This is a genomic window from Kitasatospora sp. NPDC059747 (genome assembly GCF_042732955.1).
Classification (GTDB): Bacteria; Actinomycetota; Actinomycetes; order Streptomycetales; family Streptomycetaceae; genus Kitasatospora.
In genome coordinates, this window is the sequence record NZ_JBHWGV010000098.1 from 1 (window position 1) to 13,867 (window position 13,867).

Below are 13,867 nucleotides of genomic sequence, written 5' to 3' on the forward strand. Positions count from 1 at the left end.
CGCCCCCCGCCGCGCCGCGCGGCGCGCGCGCGCGCCCGCGCCCCCCCCCCCCCCCCGCCCGGGCCCCCCCCCCCCCCCCCCCCGCGGCAGGTACGGCCGCTCTCTCAGGCCTGCCAGTGCGGCTTGCCGCTCACGATCCGGCAGGTGATCATCCGGCCGTTGGCGTCGTGGGTGCTCAGGCCGAGGTCGGCGTCGCGGCAGAACTGGCCGGCCGCGTAGCAGTTGCCCGCGTTGGAACGGATCTCGCAGCCGCCGCCACCGGCGGCCGCGGGCGGCTGGGGCTGCGGGTCGGTCGGCGGCTGGGCCGTCGTCACCTTGGGCTGCGGTTGCGGCTGCGGCGCCTTGGTCACCGGCGGCTTGCTCGCGGGAGCGGGAGCCGGAGCGGGCGTGGACACCGGTGCGTGTGTGGCGGGCGGGGCCGGCGGCTGCGCGGCGGTCGTCGTCGGTTCGGCCGCCGGCGTGGTGGCCGCGGGCGGAGCGGAAGGAGCGGGAGGAGCCGAGGGTGCGGAAGTGGCGGGCGCGGCCGTCGGGGTGGGCGAGGCCGAGGCCTTGGCGCCGGCGTCCGCCGCCGAGGGGTCGCAACCCGTCAGCGCCAGGCCGACGGTGAGGACGAGTCCGGCGAAGGCCGCCAGACCCGCGCCCCGGCGGGCGCTGCTGCGGCCCACGCGTATCCGTGAAGGCATGAGGGGAGAACGCTCCGTTCCGATTCGGGTGAGGTGGGAGAGGTGAGCGAGTCAAGCAGAACTCCCTTACCGGCCGGGCACGGATCGCACACTCGTTGGCGGATCGAGACCTGCCGACTACCGAGCGTTGACCATCCCGGCCTCCCATCAGCCGCGCGCCCCTGAGCGCCTCGCGCATGCGCGCACGCCCCTCCACGCCTCCGCACCCCCCACGCGTCCGCCATTCGAACACCCCATCGCGCCCGAGCGGTGACGGCGCGGGGGTATAACGCCGGAGCACGGGGGGTTCCGGCATGTTCCTGAGGTCACGTCACGATCGCTACGGTCGCTCCAACCCCCACGCGAACCAAGGAGATTCCCCCATGCTCCGAATCCGTGCGCTCGCCGCAGCCTGCGCGCTCGCCGCCGTCGCGCTCGCCGCCGCCCCCGCCTCCGGCGCCACCACCGGTACCGGCGCCGACGAACCGTCGATCGCCGCCGCCCTGGCCGCCCCCACCCGGCCGGTCGCCGCATCGCCCGCCCTCCTGCACGCGATGCAGCGCGACCTCGGCCTGTCCCCGCAGGCCGCGATCGACCGGCTCGCCGAAGAGGGCCGGGCCACCGCCGTCCAGTCGGCGCTGCGTCAGGCGCTCGGCGACCGCTGGGCGGGCGCCTGGGTCAGCGGGCCCGACGCCACCCTCACCGTCGCCACCACCGACGCCTCGGCCGCCCGCGAGATCACCGCCCACGGCGGCACCGCCACCGTCGTCCGGCACAGCCTCGCCGCCCTCGACGGCGCGAAGGACGTGCTGGACCACGCCGTCGCCGCGACCACGCCCGAGGCCACGCCGCTCTGGTACGTGGACGTCACCGGGAACACCGTCGTCGTCCAGTCCACCGACACCGGCCGCACCGAGGCGTTCCTCCGGCAGGCGGGCGTCGACCGGGGCCTCGTCCGGGTCGAGCGCGCCGCCGAGACCCCGCGGCCGCTGGCCGACCTGCACGGCGGCGACGCGTACTACATCGACGGCGCGGCCCGTTGCTCGATCGGCTTCCCGGTCACGTCGAACGGCCAGCCGGGCTTCGTCAGCGCCGGCCACTGCGGCCAGCCCGGTTCCAACGCGACGGCCTCCGACGGCAGTTCGATCGGCACCTTCCAGGGCTCGACGTTCCCGGGCAACGACTACTCGTGGGTCCAGGCCGATTCGAGCTGGACGGCGCAGCCGCAGGTCAGCGACTACGCCGGCGGCGCGGTGACGGTCTCCGGCTCCACTGAGACCCCGATCGGCGGATCGATCTGCCGCTCCGGCTCCACCACCGGCTGGCACTGCGGGACCGTCCAGGAGTTCAACGCGACCGTCAACTACGCCGAGGGCACGGTCTACGGCCTGACCCGCACCGACGTGTGCGCCGAACCCGGCGACTCCGGCGGCTCGTTCATCTCGGGCAGCCAGGCGCAGGGCGTCACCTCCGGCGGCTCGGGCGACTGCACCTCCGGCGGCACCACCTACTTCCAGCCCGTCAACCCGATCCTGCAGTCCTACGGCCTGACCCTGGCCACCGCCTGACCGTCCGTCCGTCCACCAGTGCGCCGCCCTCCCGCCGCAAGCGCGACGGGAGGGCGGCGGCACCGGTCGCGGCCGGGATCAGCCCGCGACCCAGCCGCCCGTCATCGTCTGCACCGCCGAGCCGTCGAGGTCCGCCAGCTTGGTGCCGGCGAACGCCCGCGCCGCCGCCGAGGTCTGGATCCGGAACGCCGGCCGCTCGGCCGTCAGCGCCTCGACGACCGGCGCGGCGGCCTCCTCCGGCGTCTGCGCCTGCCCGAAGGCCTTGAGCGTGCGGTCGACGTACGCGCCGAGGGCCGGGGCGTACGGGCCGGCCGCGTCGAGCAGGGCGGGCACGTCGATGGCCTGGTTGCCGATGAACTCGCTGGCCACCGCCCCCGGTTCGACCACACTGACGTGCACGCCGACCGAGGCGGCGGCCGGGGCCAGCGACTCCATGAAGCCCTCGACGGCGAACTTCGAGGCGCAGTACGCCTCGTTGAACGGCTGGCCGACGACGCCGCCCACGCTGGTCACGGTGACGACCCGGCCGCCGCTGGCGCGCAGGTGCGGCATGGCGGCCCGGGTGACCTCGACGACGCCGAAGTAGTTCACCTCCATCGTGAACCGGACCGGCTCCATCCCGTCCTGCTCGATCGTGCCGACCCGCCCGGCACCCGCGTTGTTGACGACGGCGTCGAGCCGGCCGTACCGGGCGACGACGGCGTCCAGGCAGGCCGCGACGGACGCCGGGTCGGTGACGTCCAGCCGCTCGACCTCGACGCGCCCCGCGACGCCGGCCTCCTCGGCGGCGGCGCGCAGCGCACCGGCGCGGCCGGTGTCGCGCATGGTGGCGACCACCTGGAACCCGGCCCGGGCGGCGGAGACGGCGGCGGCGAGGCCGATCCCGGACGAGGTGCCGGTGATGAGGACGATCGGGGCGGTGGTGGTGTTCATCGATACCTCTTGCATCTGCTGGTGCGCCGACGGGGACGGGCTCCACGACTGTGTGCGTGTGCACGCACTCTATCGTTGTGTGTGCGCACACGCAAATACGTGCACGAATACCATCGGGTCGGTCACAACCGCGCTTCCGCCCAGTCAAGGTTTCGCCCTCTTCCGGGCGTGCCGGGCCGCGGGGCGTGATCATGGGCGTATGCAGTTCCGGCACGGCCACCGAACCGAGGACCCCGCCCCGGGCGACCAAGGCCCGTCCGCCACGCCCGAGCGCCGGTCCGCGACGGCGGCAGCGGCGACGACGGCGGGCCTCGCCGCGCGCTCCGGCCCGGTGACCGGGAGCGATGGGCCGGACCTCCACCGCGACGTCCTCGCCGCCGCCCCCGTCGCCGTCGCGCTGCTCGACGCCGACCTGCGCTGGGAGTACGCCAACCCCGCCTTCACCGCCGTCACCGGCCTGCACCCCGCCGACCTGCTCGGCCACCCCGCCCACGCCACCGCCTTCGCGGGCGCCACCGCCGCCCTGCGCCGCGTGCTGGCCGACGGCCGCGACCGCGAACAGGTCACCGGCGGCCCCGACGCCCCGGGCGCGCCCGTCCCGCCCGGCCTGCGCGTGCGCTACCGGCCGCTGGAGCGCGCCGGACGGACCGCCGGCGTCGTCGTGGTCGTCCTCGACGACCCCGGACCGGCCCGCGAGCAACTGCACGAGCTCGAACGGGCCCGCGCGCGGCTCGCCCTCCTCGACGCCGCCGCCGAGCGCATCGGCACCACCCTCGACGTCGACACCACCTGCGCCGAGCTCGCCGCCTTCGCCGTCCCCCGGCTCGCCGAGTTCGTCACCGTCGACGTCCTGCCGCCCGAGGCGACCGCCGACCGGACCGGACGGGGCGGCACCCAGCGGTTGCACCGCGCCGCCGCCGAGTCCGTCCTGCGGCTCCAGGCCGCGCTCGACGAACTGCCCCGGCCGGGCGAGTCCGTCCGCCACCGCGAGGGCTCCCCCGGCGCGCGCAGCCTCGCGGGCGGCGTCGCCGTGCTCACCGACGGAGCGGACGCCGCCGCCGGCCTCACCTCACTGCTCCTGCTGCCGCTCACCGCCCGCGGCCACGTCGTCGGCCTGCTCACCCTCGGCCGCACCGACGCCGTGCCCGCCTTCACCCCCGACGAGACCGAGCTGCTCGGGGACCTGGCCGGCCGCGCCGCCACGAGCATCGACAACGCCCGCCGCTACACCCGCTCGCAGGGCATCGCGCTCGAACTCCAGCGTGCCCTGCTCAGCGAGCCCGGCAACCCGCACCAGAACCTCGACCTCGCCTCCCGCTACCTGCCCTCCGGCACCACCTCGGTGGTCGGCGGCGACTGGTACGAGAGCGTCCGGCTGCCGTTCGGGCGCACGCTGCTGGTGATGGGCGACGTCATGGGCCACGGCGTGGAGGCGGCGGTGGACATGAGCCACTACCGCTCCACCCTGCGCGACGTGGCCGGGATGGACCTGCCGCCGCACCGCATCCTGCGCCAGCTCGACACCGTCATCTCCGCCAACGACTCCGCCCGCCCGGCGACCTGCCTCCTCGTGCTCGCCGACCCCAGCCGCGGCCGCTGGACGCTCTCCAGCGCGGGCCACCTGCCGCCCGCCCTCATCGCCCCGGGCCGCGCCACCGAGCTCCTGCGGATCCCCACCGGCCCGCCGCTCGGCACCGGACTCGGCGGCTACGAGCAGGCGACCCACCCGCTCAGCCCGGGCCAGACCCTCCTCCTCTACACGGACGGCCTGGTCGAGCGCCGCGGCGAGGACATCGACGTCTCGCTCGCGCGGCTCGCCGACCTCCGCCTGCCCGCCGCGGGCGAGCTGGACGACCTCCTCGACGCGCTCCTCCACTCGATCGCGCCGGCGGCGGCCGAGGACGACATCGCGCTCCTGGCCGCCCGGCCCCGGCCGCGCTGAGCCGACTGCCCCGCTAGAGCTTCGCGAGCGCCTGCTCCAGGTCCGCCCACAGGTCCTCGGGGTGCTCGATGCCCACCGCGACCCGGACCGTCCCCGCGCCGATCCCGGCCGCCGCCAACTCGGCGTCCGACAGCTGCCGGTGGGACGTGCTGGCCGGGTGCAGCACCAGCGTGTGCACGCCGCCGAGCGACGGCGCCAGCGAGGCCAGCCGGACGGACTCGGTGAACGCGCGGGCCGCCTCCCGCCCGCCCGCGAGGTCGAACGCGAGGACGCCGCCGTGCCCCTCGGGCAGCAGGCGCAGTGCCAGCCCGTGGTCGGGGTGCGCCGGCAGGCCCGGGTAGTGGACGGCGGTCACCGCCGGGTGCGCGGCGAGGCGGCCGGCCAGGTCGAGGGCGGTGTCGCAGTGGCGGCGGACCCGCAGCGCGAGGGTCTGCAGGCCGCGCAGGGTGAGCCAGGCGGCGAACGGGTCGGCGGTGGCGCCGAGTTCGAGCGCGTGGTGCCAGACCTTCTCGTGCAGCTCCCGGTCGGCGAAGACGGCGAGCCCGGCCAGGACGTCCGAGTGGCCGCCGAGGTACTTGGTGGCCGAGTGGATCACGATGTCCGCGCCGTGCTCGATCGGCCGGCACAGCAGCGGCGTCGCGAAGGTGTTGTCCACGACGGTGACGACCCCGGCCGCCTTCGCCGCGGCGATCAGGCCGGGCAGGTCGGTGACCCTCGTCGTCGGGTTGGAGATCGTCTCCAGGTGCAGCAGCCGCGTGTTGGGCCGCAGGGCGGCCGTCACCTCGGCCGGGTCGTCGCCCCCGACGTGGGTGACCTCGACGCCCCAGCGCTCGACGAGGTCGGCCAGCGTCGCGAACGTCCCGCCGTAGAGGCTGCGCTGGGCGATCACGTGGTCCCCGGAGCGCAGCAGGGCGAGCAGGACGGTGTTGACGGCGCCCATCCCGGAGGAGGTGGCGAGCGCGCCGGTGCCGCCCTCCAGGCCGGCGACGGCCTCCTCCAGCGAACGGACCGTCGGGTTGCCGTTGCGGTTGTAGACGAACCCGCCGTCGGGGCCGCTGAAGGCCGCCACGAGGGCGTCGCTGGAGTCGAAGGCGAACACGTGGCCCTGGTGGAGCGGCACGCCCATCGGGCGGCTGCCGTTCACCTCCACGACGGGCGGGTGGACGATCCGGCTCTCGGGGCGCAGCGTGCGGTCGAAGTCGCTCATGCCGCCATCCTGGGGCCGGACGACCGCGCCGCCCAGGGCCAATCGCGATCAATTGGCCCTGGGCGGCGGGGTGCCGGCGGGCTGTCGGCGCGGTGGGGCGCTCAGCGGCGGCGGCTGAATATCCGCTTCACGAAGTAGATGATGCCGATGATCAGCAGCACGAAGAGCAGGATGATCAGGATCACCACGACCAGCAGGAACTTGCCGAGCTTGGCGAAGAACCCGGACTTCTTCTTCTGGGGCTGGGGCGCCGCGAGCCGAGCCGCCGACTGCGAGCGCTCGGCGGCCGTCACGGTCGTCACGGCGTGCGCGTCCGCCGAACCGGCCGTGGACTGACCGACCGTGGACTGACCGGCCGTGGACTGGGCGACCGCCACCGCGCGCGGTGCCGCCGCCGCGGGCGCGCCCGACGCCACGGCACCGAGGCCGAGGGCGGCCAGCAGCGCCACCAGGGCGCCGGCCATCGAACGTGCGATCCGCTGAGTCATCGTGCTCCTCGTACTTCGGCGCCCGGGTCCTGCCCGGGCGTCAACCAAGGAGAACGACGACGCATCCGGGCCCCGGGGTTCCCGTCCGGCGGCCGGAAATCGCGGACGTGCGCCCCGGAACGGAATCCGGAGCGCATCCCTCCCCCGCTTTCCCCGCCTCCCCGTCTGCCCCGGCGTCAGCGCCTGGTGCCGCAGGACGGGCAGAACGCCGAACCGTCCGGCACCTCCTTGTGGCAGCCCGCGCACTCGGACGGCTGCGCGAGCCGGTACCCGCAGCCCGGACAGAACGGCGTGCCGTGCGTCTCCGCCGAGCACTGCGGGCACACCAGCTGCCGTCGCGCGTTCACGTCGAACTCCGCACCGGACTGCTGGCCGACGCTGTAGGCGCGCTCGGACACCATGTCGTTGAGGCCGCGCCGCTGCGCCACCATGGCCTCGGCGGCGGTGTCCGGGGCACAGTTGTGGCACAGGCCCTGGCCCGGGTCGAAGCAGCGGCCGCACACGTAGGTGGTGCAGCGGGCGCAGCGGTTGAAGTGCGTCTGGGCGTTGGTGATCGCGCGCTGGAACGCGGCGTCGCGCGCGCTGCCCCAGGTGTGCCCGGCCAGGCCGTCGGCGGCGTTGCTGATGGTGTTGGCGTTGCCGCCGATGAGGTTCCAGGCGGCGCTGACGCCCTTGCCGATCCACCCGGCCACCTGGCCGGTGGTGAACGCCTCGAACGGCGAGCGCCAGGTGTCGGAGCAGCGGTAGCAGGAGAATTCGAACTGGAAGCCCGCGCCGGTGCCGTACTGCTCGCACATGTCGCGGTAGTTGCTGCTGAAGTAGATCTCGGAACTCACGTCGTCCCCGGAAACTGGTGGAGTGGCAGGTGGGTGGTCATCACGTCGACCGCGCCCGAAGCGACGTTCGCACGGACCGGGGCGGTTGCGCCAGGTCCCGCAGACCGGTTGCAGCACGACCAGGGCCGAACCGTGACATTCGCCGGCCCCGGGATACCTCCTGCTCAGGCCGCGGTCACAGCCCCGCCGCCGGGAGCAGCACCACGCGCGACGGGTCGAACCGCTCCCAGCCCGCCGGGCGGCCGCTGCGGGTGACCCGCAGGCGGCACCAGCGCTCGCCGCCCGCGTCCTGCCACCAGCCGCTGATCCGGCCGAGCCGCCAGGAGCCGTCCGGGAGGTGCACCTCGACCGGCTGGTACACCCACTGGACGTCCGGCCCGTCCGGCTCCCCGCCGTCCGCAGGACTGCGCCGACTCTCCACCACGGTTCCGCCTCCCGGCCCGGACGTGGCCGGCGGCCTCCCGGGTCGGGCGGCCACGCGACCAGGCGTGCAGCTCACCCGTCGAACTCTACAGGCGTGTAGAGCAGCGCGGGCGGGGTTCCGCGGACCCGGGCAGGCCGTAGTGCCGTGGCCGGATAGGTCCACCGTGTTGCGACGCCCGGCACGGCACTAGCGACGCGCCCGGCGCCGGCGCCGCCACAGCGTCAGCGGCACGGCGGCGGCCAGTGCCGCCGCACCGGGGGCGGACGGCGCCTCCAGCGGCGACCGCGGGGCGGCCGGCGCGGCGAGGCCCTTCTGGTCGAAGGTGTCGGGCACCGGCAGGGTGCTCCAGTGCGAAACGGGCCAGGCGACGACGAAGGCCCGGCCGACGACGTCGTCCACCGGCACGAAGCCGTCGCCGGTCTCGTTGTGGTGCGGCCGGGAGTCGCGCGAGTTGTTCCGGTGGTCGCCCATCACCCACAGGTGGTCCTTGGGGACGGTCACGGTGCCCACCGGGTCGTTGTCGCAGGGCGCGGAGCCGGGGAAGATGTACGGCTCGTCCAGCGCGACGCCGTTGACCTTCACCGGGCCGCCCTTCTTGCACTCGACGGTGTCCCCGCCGACCGCGATCACCCGCTTGATCAGGTCCTTCTCGTCGGCCGAGGGCATCAGGCCGACGGTGCTCAGGACCTTCTGGACGGTGCCCATCACGGAGTCGCCGGACTGCTTCGGCGGGCCCTCCAGCCAGCCGCCCGGGTCGCGGAAGACGACGACCTCACCGCGTTCGGGCTTCGCCCCGAACCAGGGGGTGAACTTGTCGACGAGGACGCGGTCGCCGATGTCGAGGGTCTGCTCCATCGAGCCGGACGGGATCGAGAAGGCCTGGACGAAGAAGGTCTTGATGCCGAGCGAGAGCAGCAGGGCGATCACCAGGAGGATCGGCAGCTCCTGCCAGAAGGGCCGCTTCTTGCGCTCCTTGCGCCGCCCCCCGCCCCCGCTCCCGGCCCGCTCTCCGGCTCCGCCACTGTCCCCGGTCTCCGTGCTCTGCTGGACACTCATCTCCTCGGCCCCTCCCGATGGCCTGCGGGAGTCCGGAACGGAAAGCCCCCGCTGTCAGGAAACGAACCTACCGAACAGAGGTTCCCGGGCGCGCCCTGACGTGGATGCGCTCGCCCTGCGGCCCGAACAGGCTGAGGAACTCCACGGGCTGCGGGCCGGCGTTGCCGAAGGCGTGCGGGGTGCGGGTGTCGAACTCCGCGGCCTCCCCGGCGCCGAGCTCGATGTCGTGCGGACCGAGCAGCAGCCGCAGCCGGCCGGAGAGCACGTACAGCCACTCGTAGCCCTCGTGCACCTTCAACTCCGGCCCGGGCCCGGTGCCGTGCCCCGGCGGCATGATGTGCTTGTAGGCGTGCAGCCCGCCCAGGTGGCGGGTGAGCGGCACGATGGTCTGCCCGTTCCTGGTCACCGGCCGCGGGTGGATCCGCGGGTCGCCGGTGGCCGGCGCGCCGACCAGTTCGTCCAGCGGCACCCGGTACTCGCGCGCCAGCGGCAGCAGCAGTTCCAGCGTCGGCTTGCGCTGGCCCGACTCCAGCCGGGACAGCGTGCTGAGCGAGATGCCGGTGGCCGCCGCCAGCTTGGCCAGCGTCGTCCCCCGCTCCCGCCGCAACGCCCGCAGCCGGGGGCCCACCGTGTTCAGGACGTTCTCGAGATCCGCGTCGTCGGCCATACCCGCCATTCGCCGCCACGGCAACCCGGTTTGTCAAACCGGCACAGCGGGGACGGCGGCGGAATCCTTCCTCCGCGCCCACGCCGAGGAGCCCGGTGACGGACGGAGCGTCACCGGGCCCTCGTCCGGACGTGTCAGCGGTACTCGCGCAGGCGGGGACGGACGCCGACGGCGACCAGGACGAGCGCCGCCGCCAGGACGACCGCGGCCAGGGTCGCGGTGGTGCCGTCGAGGGCGTCGTCGGTGTCGGCGACGGCCGCGTCCATGGCGCGGGAGTTGACGTCGATGGTGTCGCCCATGGCCTTGCTCAGCTGGTCGAACTCGTAGTTGGACTGGCCCTTCGAGAGGCCGGTGTTGAGCGTCACCGCGTCCTTCAGCTGGCCGGCGTCGTGCAGGACGCGGATCTTGTGGTCCACCTGCTGGTAGGACCGGAAGGCCGCCAGCACCCGCTCGGCCGCGTCCCGCTCGCCGGGGAAGGTGATGTTGTTGAGCTCCGTCCCGAGGTAGCCCCCGAACGGCACCGAGCGGTCGGCCAGGTGCTTGGCGGCGGCGGTCTCCAGCCGGCCGTCGTAGTCGGTGACGGTCGCGCCGTCGAGACGGACGACCGCCTGGCTCTTCTCCAGGTAGGTCCGCTGGTACGTGGCCGCGAGCACCGGGTCGGCGAGGTAGCGGCTCTCGTCGGCGTTCATGTCGTAGGCGACGGCGCGGGCCCGGCTGAGCGCGATCACCGAGTCGTAGGCGTTGCTCTTGGCCGTCACCAGGTTGCCGTCCGCCGTGGAGACGAGGTGCAGGCCGGCCGCGAGCACGACGGCGGTCACCAGGGTGACGGCCGCCAGCGCCGGGTTGACGACGCGGTGGTAGCGCACGGCCAGCGTCCGCTGGAGCGCGAACAGCGCGACGAGCGCGAACAGGCCGACGGCGGCCAGCTCCCACCAGCCGCCGTCCAGGTCGGAGCGCTGCTGCGCGTAGACGTGGTCGACGACCGCCTCGTTGGCGGCGGTGACCTCGTCGGCGGCCGGGAGCAACTGCTGCCGCAACAGGTCGGTGGCCTGCCGGTAGGCCGTGAGGGCCTCCTCGGAGGGCTTGCCGGCCGGGGCCTTGGCCTGGTCCTCCAGCAGCTGGGCGCGGGCCACCAGGGCCTCGTAGCTGCCGAGTTCGCCGAGGACGCGCTGGACGGCGCGCTGCGAGGCCGAGTCGTCGGCGGCGGCCTGGGCGGCCTGCTGGAGGTCGTCGTCGGCCTGGGCGCGGCGCTGCTCGTAGGTGTCGAGGGTGGTCCGGTGCAGCGCCGTGTAGTCCGGGTCGGCGCCGATCAGCAGCAGGTTGGCGGCCTGGGCGTCCATGTCGCTGAGCGCGAAGTAGAGGTCGGCGGCGCGGGCCGCCTGCGGGGCGGCGCCGTGGCCGATGGTGTCGGTGCCGTCGCGGGCGCCGCCGAGGACGCCGGTGGCGGTGGCGCCGAGGCCGAGCAGGGCGGCGAGGCTCAGCGCGGTGAGGCCGCGGACGAGGCGCGGGGTGGTCCAGTAGGCCCGGCCGCCCATCCGGCGGGCGCCCTGGCGGAGTCGGTGGCCGAGGCCGGTCGGGAGGTGGTGCGGGACGCGGGGGGCGGCGGGCTTCGGCGGCGCGGCCGCTGGGCTCCCCTCCCCGGGGTCGGAGCCCGCCGCGGAACCCGCCGGGGCGCCCGCTGAGGCGGCCTCCTTGGATGTGGCCGTTCTGCCCTTAGCCGCCGTCGTCATGACCGTACGTCCTCTTCCCCGTTGTACGGTCCGCGGGACCTCCCCTTCGGGGCCCGCGCGGAACCGTTTCCTCTCCGCCGAGCGACGCTGTTTCCGCGCCGTCGACGATGAGACTCCTCCTGGCGCCTCCTTGGCACCGCCGGACGCCGATCTTGACGAACTCTTAGCGCCGTCGGCCCTTGGGTGCAGGCGACGTCTGCGATCCGGCGGTGTCCCGGCCAGGCGGAGCGCCCGTCCGTCGGAGCCGCCCGCAGGAACGAGCGGGGCAGCCGCACGAACCGCACGAGCCCGGTACCTGCACGATCGTTTCCCCGTGGCGGTTCGCCCCGGGGGCACTCGGCGGCGACCCGGCGCGCGCGTCAACAGGCGCCCCAGCAGCGCCCGTTCACACCACCGATCCGTTACGCGCGCACCACCGCCCAACTACGCTACGTCGCATGACTTCTTCGGAGACGGCCCCCGGGCGGGGCACGGCGGTGGTGATCGGCGGCGGACTCGCCGGAACGGTGGCGGCCTGGGCGCTGCGCGGGTACGCCGAGCGGATCGTGGTGGTGGAGCGGGACCACTACCCGGCGGAGCCGCAGTTCCGCGCGGGCGTGCCGCAGGGGCGGCACGCGCACCTGGTGCTGGAGGCCGGGCACCGGGCGCTGGAGGAGATGATGCCCGGCATCAAACAGGAGTTGACGGACGCGGGCGCCACCCGGGTCGCCGCTTCGGGTGATCTGCGCTGGCTCAGCTCGGCCGGCTGGATGGCCGACTACCCGGCCCAGGTGGCCTTCCTGTCCTGCACCCGGCCGGTGATGGACAAGCTGATCCTGGACCGCGTCCGCGCCGCCCCGTCGATCGAGTTCCTGGAGGGCACCGACGTGGTCGGGCTGCTCGGCTCGGCGCACGCGGTGACCGGCGTCAAGGTCCGCGAGCGCGGCCCCGAGCGCGGCGAGGTCCAGGAGATCCCGGCCGAGCTGGTCGTCGACGCGACCGGCCGCTCGACCGGGGTCGCGGGCTGGCTGGCGGAACTCGGCTGCGCGCCGGTGCCCGAGGAGCGGGTGGACGCCGGTGTCACGTACACCTCGCGGCTCTTCCACCGCCCGGCCGGCGCCGGCGACCTCGGCTGCAAGGCGATCTACCTGCAGACCAAGGCCCCGGACGCGCCCCGCCTCGGCGTCCTGCTCCCGGTCGAGGGGGACCGCTGGATCGTCAGCCTGGCCGGCATGCGCGGCGCCGAGCCCGAGCCGGGCGAGGCCGGGTTCGACGGTCAGCTGGCCCGGCTCCGCGACCCGGCCATCCGCGACGCGCTGCGCGAGGCCGAACCCGCCGGCGAGGTCCGCGGCTTCGTCCCCGGCCCGGGCGTGCGCCGCCACTACGAGCGCCGCTCGCCGGAGGGCCTCGTCGCGATCGGCGACGCCCTCTGCACGTTCAACCCGGTGTACGGGCAGGGCATCACGGTCTCGCTGCTGAGCGCCCGGGAGCTGCGCCGCGCGGTGCTGCGGCACGGCGGCATCGGCCACGCCGCCGCGCGCGACGCCAGGCGCGGAGTGGCGGCGGCGTCGAAGAACGCCTGGGTGATGTCCTGCACCGAGGACGTCCGCTTCGCCGCGACCACCGGCGGGCCGTCCGGGGCCATGATGAAGGTGCAGCACGCCTTCCTGGACAAGGTCCTGGCCGCCGCGACCCGCAACACCGCGGTCACGGCGGCCTTCCACGAGGTGATGTCCCTGGTCTCGCCGCCGACCGTGCTGTTCCGCCCGGCGCTCCTCGGCGCGATCCTGCGCGGCTGACTCCGGGGTCCCCTTCGGAGCCGGCTCCGGAGGGGACTCAGCCTTCCAGATGGGCCGCGACGTACGGGACGGCGACCTGGTCGACCCCCTGGTTCCGCCCGAAGGCCGGGTGGACGTTGACCTCGAAGACCACGCCGCCGCTCTCGGCGGCGAGGTCGACGCCCGCGAACGGGAGGCCGAGGGACTTCGTCGCCGAGACCGCCAGATCGGCGATTCCCGGCGGGAGTTCGTCGACCTCCAGGAGCGTGGAGACGGCGCCCTGGACCTCGTTGCACGGCGCGTCCGGGTCGGCCTGGACGTGCTCCGTCGCGCGCAGGACCCGGCCGCCGAGGACGACCACCCGGTACTGGTGGCGCTGCCCGTCGGCGGTGAAGTTCCGGGCGTCCCCGGCGATCAGCCAGTCCGCCCCGAGGGCCGCGTAGTGCCGTGCGGCGACGTCGAGTTGGGCGCGGGTGGTGACGTGGAAGACGTCGTCGCCGCCCATGCCCACGCACGGCCTGGCCCAGACGTCGCCCCCCCCGCCGTGGCACCCCCCCGCCGCGGCCCCCCGGGGCAGGCCCGTCCACCCCGGACACC

13 protein-coding genes are annotated in these 13,867 nt (G+C 74.9%); 3 read left to right on the plus strand and 10 right to left on the minus strand.

Features of this window, described 5'->3' with window-relative positions; genetic code table 11:
• Window positions 1–104 precede the first annotated feature (104 nt).
• Entirely contained in the window at window positions 105–665 is a 561-nt protein-coding gene (locus tag ACFV4G_RS32565) for a hypothetical protein (protein WP_380445756.1), read from the minus strand.
• Between the two features lie 380 nt (window positions 666–1,045).
• Between ACFV4G_RS32565 and ACFV4G_RS32570 the strand changes: the two genes are divergently transcribed.
• Complete coding sequence (locus tag ACFV4G_RS32570; RefSeq protein ID WP_380445757.1) at window positions 1,046–2,230, plus strand: S1 family peptidase; 1,185 nt, start codon at window positions 1,046–1,048, stop codon at window positions 2,228–2,230.
• A 78-nt stretch (window positions 2,231–2,308) separates the two neighbouring features.
• Here ACFV4G_RS32570 and ACFV4G_RS32575 read toward each other — a convergent pair whose 3' ends face one another.
• Complete coding sequence (locus ACFV4G_RS32575; RefSeq protein WP_380445758.1) at window positions 2,309–3,163, minus strand: SDR family NAD(P)-dependent oxidoreductase; 855 nt, start codon at window positions 3,161–3,163, stop codon at window positions 2,309–2,311.
• A 199-nt stretch (window positions 3,164–3,362) separates the two neighbouring features.
• Here ACFV4G_RS32575 and ACFV4G_RS32580 point away from each other — a divergent pair, with 199 nt between their 5' ends.
• Entirely contained in the window at window positions 3,363–5,105 is a 1,743-nt protein-coding gene (locus tag ACFV4G_RS32580; protein WP_380445760.1) for a SpoIIE family protein phosphatase, read from the plus strand.
• A gap of 13 nt (window positions 5,106–5,118) precedes the next feature.
• On the opposite strand, the gene ACFV4G_RS32585 is transcribed toward ACFV4G_RS32580, so the two are convergent.
• The 7 genes from ACFV4G_RS32585 to ACFV4G_RS32615 all read right to left on the minus strand — a co-directional run bounded on the left by ACFV4G_RS32585 (window position 5,119) and on the right by ACFV4G_RS32615 (window position 11,513).
• Window positions 5,119–6,312 carry a trans-sulfuration enzyme family protein gene (locus ACFV4G_RS32585; RefSeq protein WP_380445761.1) on the minus strand — a complete coding sequence of 398 codons (1,194 nt, stop codon included), beginning with the start codon at window positions 6,310–6,312 and terminating at the stop codon, window positions 5,119–5,121.
• Window positions 6,313–6,413: 101 nt separating this feature from the next.
• A complete protein-coding gene (locus ACFV4G_RS32590) occupies window positions 6,414–6,800 on the minus strand; it encodes a hypothetical protein (RefSeq protein WP_380445763.1) in 387 nt (128 codons plus the stop codon).
• A 176-nt stretch (window positions 6,801–6,976) separates the two neighbouring features.
• Complete coding sequence (locus ACFV4G_RS32595; RefSeq protein ID WP_380445764.1) at window positions 6,977–7,636, minus strand: zinc ribbon domain-containing protein; 660 nt, start codon at window positions 7,634–7,636, stop codon at window positions 6,977–6,979.
• A 175-nt stretch (window positions 7,637–7,811) separates the two neighbouring features.
• Entirely contained in the window at window positions 7,812–8,060 is a 249-nt protein-coding gene (locus ACFV4G_RS32600) for a hypothetical protein (RefSeq protein ID WP_329931473.1), read from the minus strand.
• Window positions 8,061–8,246: 186 nt separating this feature from the next.
• Window positions 8,247–9,116, minus strand: coding sequence for a signal peptidase I (gene lepB, locus ACFV4G_RS32605; protein WP_380445765.1), 870 nt, complete (start codon window positions 9,114–9,116; stop codon window positions 8,247–8,249).
• A gap of 67 nt (window positions 9,117–9,183) precedes the next feature.
• Window positions 9,184–9,783, minus strand: a complete 600-nt coding sequence (locus ACFV4G_RS32610; protein ID WP_380445766.1) for a helix-turn-helix domain-containing protein — start codon at window positions 9,781–9,783, stop codon at window positions 9,184–9,186.
• A gap of 134 nt (window positions 9,784–9,917) precedes the next feature.
• Window positions 9,918–11,513, minus strand: coding sequence for a MerC domain-containing protein (locus tag ACFV4G_RS32615; RefSeq protein ID WP_380445767.1), 1,596 nt, complete (start codon window positions 11,511–11,513; stop codon window positions 9,918–9,920).
• A gap of 437 nt (window positions 11,514–11,950) precedes the next feature.
• On the opposite strand from ACFV4G_RS32615, the gene ACFV4G_RS32620 reads away from it, so the two are divergent.
• Window positions 11,951–13,291, plus strand: a complete 1,341-nt coding sequence (locus tag ACFV4G_RS32620; protein WP_380445769.1) for an NAD(P)/FAD-dependent oxidoreductase — start codon at window positions 11,951–11,953, stop codon at window positions 13,289–13,291.
• 37 nt (window positions 13,292–13,328) lie between these two features.
• Here ACFV4G_RS32620 and ACFV4G_RS32625 read toward each other — a convergent pair.
• Window positions 13,329–13,867 (minus strand): RimK family alpha-L-glutamate ligase (locus ACFV4G_RS32625; protein WP_380445770.1); only part of this gene is annotated, 539 nt, incomplete at its 5' end.